The sequence below is a fragment of the Streptomyces sp. genome (genome assembly GCF_019510245.1).
GTDB lineage: Bacteria > Actinomycetota > Actinomycetes > Streptomycetales > Streptomycetaceae > Streptomyces.
Genome location: NZ_JAEKKT010000252.1, coordinates 1 through 14,303, shown reverse-complemented (window position 1 = coordinate 14,303; position 14,303 = coordinate 1). Strand labels below are relative to the sequence as shown.

At 68.9% G+C, this 14,303-nt stretch carries 16 protein-coding genes; 11 read left to right on the top strand and 5 right to left on the bottom strand.

Annotated elements, in window-relative coordinates:
• From JF597_RS47895 to JF597_RS47865, 7 genes are all read left to right on the top strand, one after another.
• On the top strand, positions 1-702 hold a 702-nt coding region (locus JF597_RS47895; protein ID WP_294011821.1), incomplete at its 5' end, for a metal-dependent hydrolase.
• Positions 703-725: 23 nt separating this feature from the next.
• The gene (locus JF597_RS47890) at positions 726-1,826 is read left to right on the top strand and encodes a PDR/VanB family oxidoreductase (RefSeq protein WP_294011819.1); all 1,101 of its coding nucleotides are present in this window, start codon (positions 726-728) and stop codon (positions 1,824-1,826) included.
• 460 nt (positions 1,827-2,286) lie between these two features.
• Positions 2,287-3,225, top strand: coding sequence for a hypothetical protein (locus JF597_RS47885; protein ID WP_294011817.1), 939 nt, complete (start codon positions 2,287-2,289; stop codon positions 3,223-3,225).
• Positions 3,226-3,485: 260 nt separating this feature from the next.
• Positions 3,486-4,232, top strand: coding sequence for a phosphotransferase (locus JF597_RS47880; protein WP_294011815.1), 747 nt, complete (start codon positions 3,486-3,488; stop codon positions 4,230-4,232).
• Positions 4,233-4,626: 394 nt separating this feature from the next.
• Positions 4,627-4,800, top strand: a complete 174-nt coding sequence (locus JF597_RS47875) for a hypothetical protein (RefSeq protein WP_294011813.1) — start codon at positions 4,627-4,629, stop codon at positions 4,798-4,800.
• 456 nt (positions 4,801-5,256) lie between these two features.
• The gene (locus JF597_RS47870; RefSeq protein WP_294011811.1) at positions 5,257-6,105 is read left to right on the top strand and encodes an oxidoreductase; all 849 of its coding nucleotides are present in this window, start codon (positions 5,257-5,259) and stop codon (positions 6,103-6,105) included.
• Positions 6,105-6,719 (top strand): TetR/AcrR family transcriptional regulator, encoded by a 615-nt coding sequence (locus tag JF597_RS47865; RefSeq protein ID WP_294011809.1) that lies wholly within the window; start codon positions 6,105-6,107, stop codon positions 6,717-6,719. Before JF597_RS47870 ends, JF597_RS47865 begins: the two co-directional genes overlap by 1 nt.
• Before the next feature lie 305 nt (positions 6,720-7,024).
• Here JF597_RS47865 and JF597_RS47860 read toward each other — a convergent pair whose 3' ends face one another.
• Complete coding sequence (locus JF597_RS47860; RefSeq protein WP_294011807.1) at positions 7,025-7,426, bottom strand: nuclear transport factor 2 family protein; 402 nt, start codon at positions 7,424-7,426, stop codon at positions 7,025-7,027.
• Positions 7,423-8,421, bottom strand: a complete 999-nt coding sequence (locus JF597_RS47855; RefSeq protein WP_294011823.1) for an NADP-dependent oxidoreductase — start codon at positions 8,419-8,421, stop codon at positions 7,423-7,425. Before JF597_RS47855 ends, JF597_RS47860 begins: the two co-directional genes overlap by 4 nt.
• 122 nt (positions 8,422-8,543) lie before the next feature.
• Between JF597_RS47855 and JF597_RS47850 the strand changes: the two genes are divergently transcribed.
• Entirely contained in the window at positions 8,544-9,419 is an 876-nt protein-coding gene (locus tag JF597_RS47850) for a LysR family transcriptional regulator (RefSeq protein WP_294011806.1), read from the top strand.
• A gap of 904 nt (positions 9,420-10,323) precedes the next feature.
• On the opposite strand, the gene JF597_RS47845 is transcribed toward JF597_RS47850, so the two are convergent.
• Positions 10,324-10,644, bottom strand: a complete 321-nt coding sequence (locus JF597_RS47845; RefSeq protein ID WP_294011804.1) for a hypothetical protein — start codon at positions 10,642-10,644, stop codon at positions 10,324-10,326.
• Between the two features lie 195 nt (positions 10,645-10,839).
• Positions 10,840-11,406 carry a TetR/AcrR family transcriptional regulator gene (locus JF597_RS47840; RefSeq protein WP_294011801.1) on the bottom strand — a complete coding sequence of 189 codons (567 nt, stop codon included), beginning with the start codon at positions 11,404-11,406 and terminating at the stop codon, positions 10,840-10,842.
• 152 nt (positions 11,407-11,558) lie between these two features.
• On the opposite strand from JF597_RS47840, the gene JF597_RS47835 reads away from it, so the two are divergent.
• The 3 genes from JF597_RS47835 to JF597_RS47825 all read left to right on the top strand — a co-directional run bounded on the left by JF597_RS47835 (position 11,559) and on the right by JF597_RS47825 (position 13,443).
• A complete protein-coding gene (locus JF597_RS47835; protein WP_294011799.1) occupies positions 11,559-13,019 on the top strand; it encodes an MFS transporter in 1,461 nt (486 codons plus the stop codon).
• A 93-nt stretch (positions 13,020-13,112) separates the two neighbouring features.
• On the top strand, positions 13,113-13,325 hold the full coding sequence (locus JF597_RS47830) for a hypothetical protein (protein WP_294011797.1): 213 nt from the start codon (positions 13,113-13,115) through the stop codon (positions 13,323-13,325).
• Complete coding sequence (locus tag JF597_RS47825) at positions 13,294-13,443, top strand: YciI family protein (protein ID WP_294011795.1); 150 nt, start codon at positions 13,294-13,296, stop codon at positions 13,441-13,443. Before JF597_RS47830 ends, JF597_RS47825 begins: the two co-directional genes overlap by 32 nt.
• A 251-nt stretch (positions 13,444-13,694) precedes the next feature.
• On the opposite strand, the gene JF597_RS47820 is transcribed toward JF597_RS47825, so the two are convergent.
• The coding region (locus JF597_RS47820) for a putative Ig domain-containing protein (RefSeq protein ID WP_294011793.1) at positions 13,695-14,303 on the bottom strand (609 nt) is incomplete at its 5' end.

Here is a 14,303-nt window from a genome sequence, read left to right as displayed (position 1 = left end):
GCACTGCCACTGATCACCGACGAGCGGCTGCGCGAGGACGTACGCGGCTTCATCGGCCAGGAAGCGATGCACGCCGAGGCGCACCAGGAGGTCCTGGAGCACCTGCTCGCCAAGGGGCTGGACCCGGCTCCGTACACCCTGCAGTCCGAATGGATCTTCCGCAGGGTCCTCGGAGACCGGCCGGAGCTGACGCCGGCCGCCGCACACACTCACCTCCTCCAACGGCTCGCCCTCATCGCAGCCTTCGAGCACTTCACCGCCTACATGGGTCACTGGATTCTCAGCAACGGACACCTGGATCAGGCCGGCGCGGACCCCGCGATGCTCGATCTGTTCCGCTGGCACGGCGCGGAGGAGGTCGAACACCGCTCGGTCGCGTTCGACCTGCTGGTACACCTCGATCCCGGGTACCGGCGCCGCGTGGTCGGCATGCTCGTCACCGCTCCGGTGCTGACCCGGCTGTGGATCCGTGGAGTTCGCTTCCTGATGAGCGCCGACCCCGAAGTCGACGACCGGGTCAAGGTCCGCTTCCGCGACTACCTGGCCGCGGCCCGCAAAGACCTGCTGCCCCTGCCGGGCGCGTTCGCCCGCTCGGTTCTGCGCTACTTCCGCCCCGGCTACCACCCCACCCAGGAGGGCTCGACCCAACAGGCGGTCGCCTACCTGGCGGCGTCACCCGCTGCCCGAGCGGCTGCCCGATGACCCGGCAACCAGTGAGGCATCCCATGGACCTCGGCACACCCGTCACTCGACCGCCGGACCTGTACGGCAGGCCGCGCAGCGACTCCTTCATGCAGAAGCTGGCAGCCTTCAGCGACAACGCGGTCGCGCGCCTCGCGCGGCGCGGCACTCCTCCCAGGCGCCCGCCCACCGCCGAGTCGCCCGTGATCCGGGAACTGGTGGTCGGCGCCAAGCAGCAGGAGGCCGAGGATGTCGTCTCCCTGCGGCTGGCAGCACCCGACGGGGCAATGCTCCCGCCCTGGCAGCCCGGCGCCCACATCGAACTGCACCTGCCCTCCGGCCGCAAACGGCAGTACTCCCTGTGCGGCGACTCTGCCGACCGGTACCGCTACCGCATCGCTGTGCGCCGCATCATCGGCGGCGCGGGCGGTTCGACAGAGGTACACGACGCCCTCCGAGAGGGTACGAGGGTCGCCATCACCGGGCCCCGGAACGCCTTCCCCTTCGCCGCCGAAGCATCCATCCTGCTCATCGCGGGCGGCATCGGAATCACCCCCATCCTGCCGATGGCCCGGGAAGCCACCCGACGCGGGCTGGACTGGAGGCTCGTGCACACCGGCCGCAGCCGCAGCTCGATGCCCTTCGCGCCGGAGCTGGCCGATCTCGCAGCCGCAGCCCCTGGCCGGGTCTCCATCCGCCCTGACGACGAGTTCGGCGCGCCCGAAGCAGCCGATCTGCTGAACATGAGCCCGGCGGCGGGAGCGGTGTACTGCTGCGGACCCGCGCCCATGATCGACGGTGTCCGCCGCGCATTCGGTGACAGCCGCGCGTCAGCCCTGCACTTCGAGCGTTTCGCCCCGGCCCCGATCACGGACGGCGAGCCCTTCGAACTCCAGCTGGGCGACACCGGACGCGTGCTGCCAGTGCCGTACGACCGCTCCGCCCTGGACGTACTCCACGAGGCCCTGCCGGACCTGCCGTTCTCCTGCCGCCAGGGGTTCTGCGGCACCTGCCGGCTACGGGTGGCCCACGGCCAGGTCGATCACCGTGACCGCCGCCTCACCGCCACCGAACGCGCGGCCGGCGCCATGCTGCCCTGCGTCTCGCGCGCACCGAAAGGCGAGCGGTTGGTACTGGACGTGTGAGCGTTGGCCGAGCGCCCATGCAGCGCGACCATCACCGCGAGGAACCCTGCCTCGCCGGGACCGGGCCGTCCCCCACCGCAACGACTTCACGAGTTCAAGGTGCGCGATCAGGACACAGGGAGGCGGCCGCGCCGACATAGGGACACGCCGAACGGCGCCCCTCCGCTCGGACTTGCGGGCGGAAACCGATCAGTTCACGATTGACATACCGATCGGTTTCTCGCCGTAGAGGCGGGTGAGTCCCGAGCCCCAACTAATTAGGAGCAGGCGGCATGCTCGCCATCGTGTACCTGACAGTTCGCTTCGTGCTCGCCGCGAGGCAGTCAGAAGCCAGACGTGGCGGTGGCCCGAGAGCTATCGGGTGAGCCATCCGTGTGCTCCCGGCCGCTTCCCAGCCGATGGGATCCCGTACATTCCCCGCGAAGGGCCTGTCCAAGGTTCTCAGAATGGGGGGGCATCGATGACCGTGGAGTCGATACCGGTAACGGCCACGCCGAAAGCGCTGGTGTGGCAGGGCGACGAACTGGTCTCCGTCTTCACGTGGAGCTCTCCGTTCGATGCCGGAACCACCTCGGCCTCAGGGCGGTACTCCGCGGTGTACCAGGAACGCGGCAGCAAGGGGGTGTTGCTCGCACGAGAACGGGTCGTGCGAGAGCTGGTCCGTAGCGACTACCAGGCGCCGAACTACGACTACCCGCTCGCATTGGGCACATTGGGTGACGGGCGCGAGGTCGTCGTGCACTGCCCCGACGAGTACAACGAGCTCCAGATCGAGGACGCGGCGAGCGGCGAGCGGCTCACGGTCGGCAGTCGTGAGCCGCAGGACGTCTTCCACTCCAGGCTCAGCCTGAGCCCCGACGGCCGGCACCTGCTGGCGGTCGGATGGTTTTGGCATCCCTTCGGGATCGCCATGGTCTACGACACGGCGCTCGCGCTCACCGACCCCGGCACTCTGGACGGCGAGGGTCTGCTGCCGACAACGGCCGTCATGGACGGCGAGGTGACAGCGGGCTGCTGGCTCGACGCAGATCGGCTGGCACTGGCGACGGGGGCCGAAGCTTGGAACGACGGAGAGGAGTCCGCACTTCCGCCTCGCCACCTCGGTGTGTGGTCACTGTCCGAGGCACGGTGGCTCCACCGCAACCCGATCGCCGACGCCGAACCGGGCATCCTGCTCCTCCCCCGCGGCGACCACGTGATCTCTCTCCTCGGCCACCCGCGACTGCTGGACACTGCTACCGGGCGCCTCGTTGCGGAATGGCCCGAGGTCGGCGTATCCGTCAAGACCACCTGCTTCGGCGTCAGCGCCGTCCCCTCTCCCGTCGCTGCCCTCCACCCCGACGGCACCCGGCTGGCCATCGCGCAGGCAGAAAGCATCGCCCTCATCACACTCCCGTGATGCAACTCGCCTCCCGAATCCGCCCATCCGCTGCGCCTGCTCACGAACTCCCCTTGCCGCCAACGAAGTCGCGGATGCCATAGTGAGCATCCTGGTGAGGTTGAGGTTCACAAGGACTCCTCCTCACGGTGGTGGGCTTGACCTGGTCAGAGGTCGGTGTCGGGCGCGAGGCCGCTGGGTTGCGGGACGCGGTCAGCCGCGTCATCGCACGCGGTAAAACCCGGAGACGTCGGCGACCGTCCCCGGGATACTGGTCGCCCATGGATGAGGTCAAAGTCGTCGTCGCCCATTCCGAGCGTGCGACCCTGCGCGTCGGCGACGTGTTCTTGAAGGTGGACACCGATCAGGCACGCATCGACGTCGAGGTCGAGGCGATGGCCCTCGCGCCGGTTCCGACCCCGCAGGTCCTGTGGCGCAAGCCGCCCGTGCTCGCGATCGCCGCGGTCCCGGGGACGGCGCTCGGCCGCCTGGGCGAGCCGTCGACCGCGTCGCCGGCGGCGTGGGCCGCGGCGGGCGCCGCCATCCGAAAGCTGCACGACGCACCGTTGCCGCCCTGGCGCGGCCGGCGCCGCCGGGATCCCGACGAGTTGGCGGCGGAACTCGACGGCGAGTGCGAGTTGCTCGTGAAGAACGGTGTCCTGCCCGCCGACCTGGTCACCCGTAACCGCCAGGTCGCCGAGGCCGCCCTCCGGCCGTGGACGCCGGCGTTCACGCACGGCGACCTGCAGATCGACCACGTCTTCGTCGACGACGACGAGGTCACCGGCATCATCGACTGGTCCGAAGCGGGCCAAGGTGATGCGCTGTTCGACCTCGCCACCCTCACGCTCGGACACGAGGAACACCTCGACGACGTCATCGCCGGCTACGGCACCGACATCGACCTCGACGAGATCCGCGCGTGGTGGTCGTTGCGCAGCCTGCTGGGAGTTCGCTGGCTGATCGAGCACGGCTTCGACGCGTTCGCACCGGGCTGTGAGGTCGACGTACTGAGATCCCGTCTGTGAGGCTGCGCGGGCCCGACTGCCACGTATGCGTTCCGCCGCATCGAGCAGTCCATCACCTGGGGCCCGCCCGCTCTTGGCCCCGACAGAGCGCGGCGCGCAGTCGCCGCCGCCAGATGACGGCGCGGCCAAGGGTGACGAACCCGTGATGGATGTCGCCCGCGAAATCTCCCGACGGACACTCATGCGGCGGAGCCAGTGCGGTAGCGCGAGCGCCGCCGACGAAGCACCGGTTGTGCGGTGCGTGCTCAACGACGGGGTCGGGGTGCTTGGTCCGGCCATTGCTGAGTCGCGTCGGGACCGGTACAAGTGACGGGTGACAGATCCTTTTGTTCCTCGCCCGGATGGCCGCGTCGCCTCCAGGCCGGGACAGTGGACCCGCCAGTCGGCAGGTGCGATGTTCGCCGCCGTCGCAGCATTCCTCATCACCCGAGACGTCACGTTCGGGTTCTTCAGGCAGACGCTGCCCGACCGGGCGCACACCGCCACGGTCCTCGCGGGACTTGCCGTGTCGGCTGTCGCCTACGGCCTTGCCGTGTTGTGGCTCAGAGGGCGGTATGAGAGTGCATAGGTGATTTGGCGTCACCTGAATGTGGCAGTGCGGTATCCCGGCCGGTCGGCGGCGATGGGCGTGCTGGGCTGGTTGCTGTGAGCGAGCGCAAGTCCTACAAGACCGACCTGAGCCACCCTGTGTCACCACGACCTGCCCGCTCACCCCATCAGCCCTCATCCCGCCTTCTCAGGACATGGCTGACTGAGGAGCGCGACGCCAGAGCATGACGGGCCAGGATCCGCCGGATGCGGGCGGTGCCGGCCGGAGTGACATCGCAGGACAGCACCCGCAGCTCACCAGCCAGTGCGTACAGCGGCGTGCGCCTGCGGGTCGGTGAGGGACCGGATTGACGTCGGCTGAGCATGATGCCGTCGGGGCGACAGAATCAACATCACGTTGATAAAACTCGACGTTGTGTAGAATCTCTGGGTGAGGGGGCAGTCCAGCTCCTCGCGAGACCTTTCTGGAGGAGCAGTGCAGCAGCAGAAGTGGCTCATCACCGGCGTCAGCACGGGCCTTGGACGTGCCTTCGCCCAAGCCGCGCTGACCGCCGGGCACACCGTCGTCGGCACGGTCCGCTCCGAGGAGGACCTGCGGGCCTTCCAAGAGCTCAAACCCGGGTACGCTCACGGCCGCATCCTGGATGTGACCGACGACGCCGCCGTCTCGAGTGTGATCACGGAGGTGGAACAGAGCGTCGGCCCCCTGGATGTCGTCGTCGCCAACGCGGGCTACGGCCTGGAGGGCACCTTCGAGGAGACGCCGCTGGCCGACGTGCGACGGCAGTTCGAGGTCAACGTATTCGGGACAGTGGCCACGCTGCAGGCGGCCATGCCCCACATGCGCCGGCGCCGCCGCGGACACCTGATGGCCGTCACCTCCATGGGCGGGCTGATGGCCGTGCCCGGCATGTCCGCCTACTGCGGCAGCAAGTTCGCCCTGGAAGGCATCCTCGAGGCACTGGGCAAGGAGGTCGCACAATTCGGGATCCACGTGACGGCGATCGAACCCGGGTCCTTCCGCACCGACTGGGCCGGACGGTCCATGACACGCACCGCGCGGTCCATCGACGACTACGACGAGCTGTTCACCCCCATCCGTGAAGCGCGGCAGAAGGCCAGCGGGAACCAGCTGGGCAATCCGGCCAAGGCCGGGGACGCCGTCGTGCACATCGCGTCGGTCGACCAGCCGCCGGCCCACCTCGTCCTGGGCTCGGACGCGCTGCGACTGGTCACCGCCGCGCGCACGGCCGTGGACGAGGACATCCGCGCATGGGAGACGCTCTCCCGTACCACCGACTTCGCCGAGGGCGCTCAGCTCTGATGCCCGACCACCACCCCGCACGGAGCCGACGCACCACCGAACGCAAGGGTGACGTCCGGGAGCGGGCCATCCTCGACACCTGCGAAGCTCTGCTGGCGCAACAGGGCTATGACGCCATGACCGTTGGCGACATCGCGCAGGGCGCCGGCATCACACGTGGCGCCCTGTACTTCTACTTCGGCTCCAAGCAAGAAGTGGTCACGGCGCTCGTGGCCCGCACCGTTGAGCACCTGTGGGAGCGGTCCCGGGCCACCGCGCAGACCGACGAGCCACGCCAGGCCATCGCGGCAGCGATGCGGCGCACGGTCGAGCTGTGGAACGAGCACGGTCTGGTCATGCGCACGGCGATCGACCTGTCGTTGACCGTGCCGGAGATCGGCGAGCTGTGGAGCCACACAGCTGACTTGTTCATCACGGCCATCGCCGCCGTCCTGGAACGAGCCGGCGTTGAGGCCGGCACCGAACCAGAGCAAGCGTCGGCGATGGCACGCGCCCTGTGCTGGATGATCGAGCGGACGTTCTACCACGCCTCGCAAAAGTCCCGCGAGGAGTTGCAAAAGGCATCTTCGACCTGCGAACACATCTGGCTGATCAGCGCCGGCCTCATCACCTGATGCATCTGGTGTGGACGGTGAGGCGCGAAACCGAACCCCGTGTCCGAGGCCCACCGTCCAGGCACTCCGCCAGCGGAAATCCCGCGAGGCGCAAATCACCTATGCACTCACATACCGCCCTCTCGGGCAACTGCCCTAGCAGGGCGGCTCACGCCGGGCGCAGCATCGCTGCACGACTGTCCGGTCCACTTGGGGGCAAGTGGTCGAAGCACCACGAGGGGCCACCACGATGGGCGGCCCCACGTCGGCATCGGGCATCGGCGGAGCCACCCGATGATCCGCCGGACGCACCGACTGGCCCCGCCCTAAAGGTCGTTGTCCAACGTCAGGGTGAGCTCGGCGATCCGCCACCCACCGTCGGACCGGCGCAGGCCGAAGGTGTAGACCCCGGTCGAGATCATCTGGATACTCTCGCCGGTGTTCCTCGTCTGCAGCAGACAGGCCCGCACCTCAGCGGTGGCGGCGTCGGTCGTCGTGACCACGACGTTGCCCAGGTGGTGCCGCACCCTTCCGGTCTGGGTCCTGTGTCCTTCACGGATGAAGTCGAGCACCGCCGCGCGTCCGGCGACCGGGCCGAGCACTCCCCGTCCGGGCATCGTGAAGGTCCAGGTGGTGTCTTCGGTCAGGACCGCTTCCAACTGGGGCACATTCAGCTCGTCCAGAGCGTGGGCGTATTTCGCCACCGCCTGCTGGAGTTCGGCGATCACGAGGCCACCGTCAGTACGATCTTGCCCTGGATGTGGCCCTGCGCTGCCCGCGCGTGCGCGCTGCGCGCCTCGGGCAGCGGGTAGGTGCTGTCCACCCCGACCTGGAGCTTCCCCTCATCGAACAGGCGCCCGATCTCGGCGAGTTGGGGGCCGTTGGATCGCACCTGAATGTTCGAGACAGTGATGCCCAGACTCGCCGTCTCTTCCGGGTCGTACTGGGCGAAGAACACGGGAAGCATGGTGCCGCCCCGCTTGAGCACGGTCAGGAAGCGTGAGCTGCCCGGGCCACCGACGGTGTCGATCACCAGGTCGACACCGCTGACCACGTCCGCGGCCCGCGTCCTGGTGTAGTCGATGAACTCGTCGGCGCCCAGCTTGCGCAGGAACTGCTCGTGCCGGCCCGAGGCCACCGCGATCACGTGTGCCCCCTTCCATTTCGCCAGCTGCACCGCGAAGTGGCCCACTCCCCCGGCGGCCCCGTTGACCAGCACGGTCATCCCTGGCGTGATCGGCACCGGCCGGTGCACCTGGCCGGTGAAGGGAGACGGCACGTCGTGGCCCAGATCCACCAGGTACTGCCAGGCCGTCAGCACGGCCATCGGCGCCCCGGCCGCCTGCACGTGGTCGATGCCGGCCGGCTTGTGAGCCAGGTCCGAAGCCGGCGCGGCCACGTACTCGGCGTACGTCCGACCGTCGAATCCGGGGAACCGCAGCATGCCGAAGACCTCGTCACCGACGGCGAATCCCAGCACGTCCGGAGCAACCGCCTGGACCACGCCCGACATGTCTGTTCCGGGGATCAGGGGGTACTCCAGCGCCGGCCTCATCTCGGCCGGCATGACCTTCATCCCCTCACGCAGGTACCAGTCCGGCGGGTTGATGCCCACCGCATGCACCCGGACGAGCACTTCCCCCGGGCCGATCTCGGGAACCGGCACCTCGTCATACTGCAAAACCTCTGGTCCGCCCGCTTCGTGGAACTGGATCGCCTTCATCACGCCTGTCACTTTCTCGGGGAAACGTTGCTCCTTCAGTCAAGGGCCAGGACGGCTTGGCCGTCCAAGACCTGTTCGGCAACCTGATCATTCCGAAACGGCATGACACGTACGCTGGAGGAGTGAACGATCTCGGACAGGACCTGGAACTACGACTGGTGCGCTACTTCACCGTGGTGGCGGCGCACCAGCACTTCGGCCGGGCCGCCGCCGACCTGCACGTGGCACAGCCGGCGCTGAGCCGCCAGATCCAACGGCTCGAGAAGCACCTGGGCGCACGGCTGCTGGACCGCACACCCCAGGGCACCCGCCTCACTCCGGCCGGGGAGAGGTTCCTCCCCCGGGCCCAAGCCCTGCTGCAGGCTGCCCGCCACGCCGAGTTGGCCGTGCGTGAAGAAGCCGAAACCGAACGCATCGCCATCGGCTACGTCGAAGACCTGGTGATCACCACCGCCGTAGCGGAACTGCGCCGCCGTCACCCGGACGCCGAGATCGCCACCCGGCATCTGAGCTGCCGCGACGTCGGGGCGCTGTCCGACAAGCGCGTCGACGCCCTGATCGCGCGGGCCCCGCTGCCACTCGCCGACGACGACCTGTTCACCACGCCGCTGTACGAGGAGCCCCGGATGCTCGTGGTCCCGCGCGGCCATCCCTTGGCCGACCGCACGTCGGTGACCGCGGAAGAACTGGCCGACGAGGAGGCGGCGCCATGCGCGTTCGAGACCGCGGACTGGGCTTCCTACCGGATCCTGGGGGCCGGCGTGCCGCCGATCGAGAGCTACGAGGACAAGCTCGAACTCGTCGCGAGCGGCAGGGCGATCGCCGTGCTGCCGGTCGGTGACCGGCGTAGCTCACTACGCCCCCACCTCGTCACCGTCCCGATCGAGGGCGCTCCCCCCAGCCAGGTCCTCCTGGTCAGCCGCAAGGACGACCCGAATCCGATGATCAGGAATCTCCGGCTGGCGGCCAAGGCCGTCCTGACCGCCCAGGCAGCCTGATACCAGCCCATCCGCTTGGCCCCGCACCGCACCAAGCGGCGCTCACACGCGCCGTGTCCCTCGCGCATCCGCCCGTGTCGCTCGGGGTTTGGTTGTGCCGGCTCAGCGTCCGACCCAACAGAACGGCGATCAGGCTGCTGGTGCGCCCTGTCAACGGCTTTGTCAGCGGCTGCTGTTGGATGCGGACCGGACGCGGCTGCTGGGCCTGCTCGCGGAGCCGGCCGTGCCCGAGCGGGCGCCGCGCATACTCGGCCTCAACCGGCCATGAGCTTCACGGTGCTTGCACGTGCGGTCAATCCTTGGGGCTTCGGGTCTATCAGTCATGCCAGAGCCCACCGTGACGATGCCGGACGGGAGGGATGTCCACGTCGTCAATGTCGTGGCCGGCGTGGTGCAGTCCGCGGATGCGCTGCGCTTGGAGTCGCCCTTGGAGCCGGGCCCGACCCTCTGCCGTAGCAATCTCGACGGCGAGCGAGCCGTCTCTGCCGTCAAGCACCCTCGGCTGCCAGGAGGTGATCCGGCGCAGCGTCTTCGTCGGAGCAGGGCGACGGCCTGCGCGGGCGGCCCGGGCCGCTTCGGCGTGTGTGTAGCGCAGGTCGTACAGGGACATGGACTCCGATGCGCCGTCTTGGACGCGGAGTCGCAAGGGAGTCGTGCGAACAGTCCTGGACATCGAGAGCCTCCGTAGGGCCCTCTGGGCTCTCCAGAGGTACCTACGGCGGGTGCGAAGTGGTCCGCACGACTCAACCCCCTCGTCGCTGAACGATCTGTCAGCAGCACAGTAGCCGCGCGGAGGAGTGGGGCCGAGTCTTTTACTCGCCCCGTTGCCAGGTCAGGTCGCCTCGAGTTACCCCAACCCTGGTCGTGCCCATCTGGCGCCTGATCCGCGGGACCAGTCAACTCCCTACACCCCAGTACGGTGCACCAGGCCGCTCAGGATGAGGGCAAGGCCCGCCTCGAACGCCGACTCGTGATCGATCACCGGCAAGTCAGCCGGTAGATCCGCACCGGCATCGGGGCCGGTGTCTGCCTGCTCTTCCAGGACGCTGCCGACCGTGAAGCGGCTGGCGGACAGCATCGCCATCTGCGCATCCCGCTCAGGGACGAGGAAATCCATCTTGCGGCGGATCCGGTCGAGGTCGCAACTGCCGTCGTCCATCGCGCCGTTGCCGCCGTGCGGGCGCCGAAGCCGGTAGAGGTCGAACGCCGAGTGGCGGATCGGCACGCGCTGTACGACGACGATTCCTGACGCATCAACCGCAACTCAACCCGAACCCGAACAAGACTTTGCTCGCCGCGGCACGCCCGCCGATGACGTCACCCGGACCGCCGCTGCCCGCGTATGTGAATGCCCGGCGGTGAGCGCCTCGCGGAGCCCTGCCACCGCGTCCGAGGGCTGATCGCGGGAACCGGGTTGAGGTCACAGCAATCGGTCGACCAGCCCGTCGATGTACTCCGGGGTGAGCGGGACCATGCCGAACAAGACGCGGATGTACATCGGGGCCAGGATGTGGTCCAGCACGTCGAACGCGTCGGGTGCGGGCTCGCCACGGTCGCGGGCGCGATCGAGCATGGCCTGCAGTTGCCGGGTGCGTTCGGCGCGGAGGGCGGCACCGGCCTGCAGGCCCTGCTGACCGCTGCTCGACAGGGCGACGGCCAGGTGCAGGACCGCCGGACCGTCGGGTCCGGTGATCTCGCGGGCCACTTGGGCCGCGTAAGTGTGCAGGTCGCCGGCCAGGCTCCCGGTGTCGGGCATCGGCGACTGCGCGTTGAGGCGGGTGAGCGCCACGTCGGTGAGCAGGGTTTCCAGGCTGCCCCACCGGCGGTAGATGCTGCTGTCGGCCACGCCTGCGCGGGCTGCGACCTCGCCGACGGTGAAGTTGCCGTAGCCGCGCTCGCTGATCAGGTCGGTGACGGCCTGGTGCACCTGCGCGCCGACGCGGGCGCTGCGCCCGCCGGGTCGCCGGGCTCGCTCTTGCTCGTTCATGCATCCCACCTTAACGCAGCTGATACTTGCGTTTACGGTGCAAGCCCTCGTACAGTCACCTAACGCAGTCGCTGACTGCTTTAGGTCGCTGAGGTGTATCGCCACCCGCATCGGCCGTGACCGGGCGCAACTACCGATTGAGGGGGATCCCCATGGCTGCAACGCACGCGACCTCAGGCAGTCGATCGAACCGGGCCGTGCTGCTCACGGTGACCTGCCTGGGCCAGTTCATGGTCCTGCTCGACAACACGATCGTTGGAGCGGCACTGCCCGATATGCGGCACCGGCTGCACACTCAGCTGACCGGTCTGCAATGGATCGTCGACGCGTACGTACTGCTGGTCGCCATGCTGCTGCTGTCCGGCGGTGTCTTCGCCGACCGCTTCGGCCGCAAGCGGGTGTACCTGACCGGCGTGGCGGTGTTCACCGCAGCGTCGCTGCTGTGCAGCCTCGCGCCCTCGCTCGGCTGGCTGGTCGCCGGCCGGGTGTTCCAGGGCATCGGGGCCGCGGCGCTGAGCCCTGCCTCGCTCGCCCTGCTCGCCGCCGCCTTTCCCGCGCCGCAGGAACGGATCAAGGCGATCGGGCTGTGGGCCGGATTCAGCGGAATCGGTCTGGCCGCAGGCCCCGTGGCCGGCGGCGTGCTGACACAAGCCTTCGGCTGGCCCGCCATCTTCCTGGTCAACCTGCCCATCGGCGCGGTCCTTCTGCTGGTCGGCCTGCGCCACCTCGGTGAGTCCCGCAATCCGAGCGCCCCCGCGATCGACATCCCGGGCACGGTGCTGTCCGTTCTGGCGGTGGGTGTGCTGACCTACGGGCTGATCGAGGGCGGTGCCCGCGGCTGGACCTCACCGGTCATCCTGGGCAGCTTCACCGCCGCGGTGATCCTCCTCGCCGCCTTCGTCGCCGTCGAAGCGCGTCGCTCCGCACCGATGCTGCCGCCGCGGCTGTTCCGGCAGCGGCTGTTCACCATGTCCAACAGCGCCATGACCGTGGTGGGGTTCGCGCTCATGGGTTCGTCGTTCTTCTTCTCCCAGTTCTTCGTCTATGTCCAGGGCAGCTCGATCCTGCGCGCCGGCCTGCAGACCCTGCCGGTATCCCTCGCCATGGTGATCGTCAGCCCGTACGCGGGCCGGCTCGCCGCGCGGTACGGCTTCCGCATCGTGGTCACCACCGGTCTGGCCCTGGCCGGCCTGGGACTGCTGGCGCTCGGCATGGTGCACGCCGACACCGGCTACGGGAACGTGTGGTGGCGGCTGGGACTCGCCGGCATCGGCTTCGCCCTGACCTTGTCCCCACTGACAGGCGCCGCCATCCAAGCAGTCAGCCCGCAGGAAGGCGGCCTCGCCTCAGGCATCAGCAGCACCACCCGGCAGATCGGCGCGGTGCTCGGCGTGGCGGTACTCGGAGCCGTCGTCCGCACCCGGCAATCCGGCGGCGCCTCCTTCGAGACCGGCCTCAACAGCGCCTTCCTCGCTGCCGGCACCGTCACGTTGGTCACCGCCGTGTTCACCGGCCTGTGGCTGGCGAAGTCCACGCCCGCAAAAGACTCTGCGGCCCCGCACCGCCCCACCGAAGCACATGCGGTCATCACCTCGAACGAGGCATCCGTTTAACCGCCTTTGACAACAACCGCCTTGGGCAGGCGAAGCGGCTGCGCGCCGACATCACCAGTGGTTCGCCCGTACGGCGGCCGGAGAGGAAGTCACATGAAATACGCACTCGTGATCTTCGAGACGGAAGAGTCGCGCCGCCGGATCCAGGCCGACCGGGCCGCGTACCGCAAGGAGTACGAGGGCTGGATCGGCGGCCTCGCCGCGGCCGGGAAACTGGTCGGCGGCGACGCTCTGGAGACCGAGCACACCGCCTGCGGCCGACGGGACATCAACGGTGACCGACGGGCCCGCGCACTCGGGCGATGAAACCCTCGGCGGCTGGTTCATCGTCGAGGTGGCCGACCGCGCGGAAGCCCTCGAACTGGCCAAGAGCCTCCCCACCCCGGAGACCGTCGAAATCCGCCCGATCCTCGAATCCGCCTGACCGACGCCCGGAGGCCGACCCGACGGCACAGGTCCCGGCCGCCGGGTCGCCTTTGCAGTGCCGCCCGGCTTGCCTACTCGGCCTGGACCATCAGCGCAATGAGCACCTGCTCCCGGTGCGTGGCCCGCCCTTACCCCACCAGCTGCGAACGCGTCATCCACGACCGCTGACGGCGGGCGACCGAGGGGACAACGGGTGTCCCGCACGCGGACGGTCTCCGCGTGCGGGATCGGGTGTTTCCCTCGGGAGGGTCAGCTGGTTGTCAGGGCGGTGTCGTCCACGACGAAGCTGGTCTGGAGGGAGGAGTCCTCCACTCCGCTGAACTTCACGGTGACGGTGGAGCCGGCGTACGAGGACAGGTCGAAGGACTTCTGGGCGTACCCGGAGGCCTTGTTGAGGTTGGAGTAGGTGGCCAGGGTCGTCGACCCGGCGGTGACCGTCAGCTTGTCGTACGCGCTGCTGGTCGAGGTCTCCGCGGTGTCGATGTGCAGATAGAAGGTGAAGGTGGCCGTGCAGCCGCTCGGCACGGTCACCGACTGGGAGAGCGTGTCGGTGTGCGCGGAGCCGTAGCCGTCCAGCCAGGCGTAGTAGGAACCGGCGTGTGCCGCCTCGCTGGTGGAGTTGGTGATGGCCCCGCTGGTGGCGGTCCAGGTGGTGTTGCCCGACTCGAAGCCGGCGTTGCCGAGCAGTTGGGTCGAGGTGCAGGTGCCGCTGGCGGAGCCGACGGTCCAGGTGAAGGACGTCGAGCCGGAGGCGCCGGTCGAGTCCTTCGCGGTGACGGTGACCTGGTAGGTGCCCGCGGTGGACGCCGTTCCCGTGATCTTGCCGGTCGAGCTGCTGATGGACAGGCCGGTCGGCAG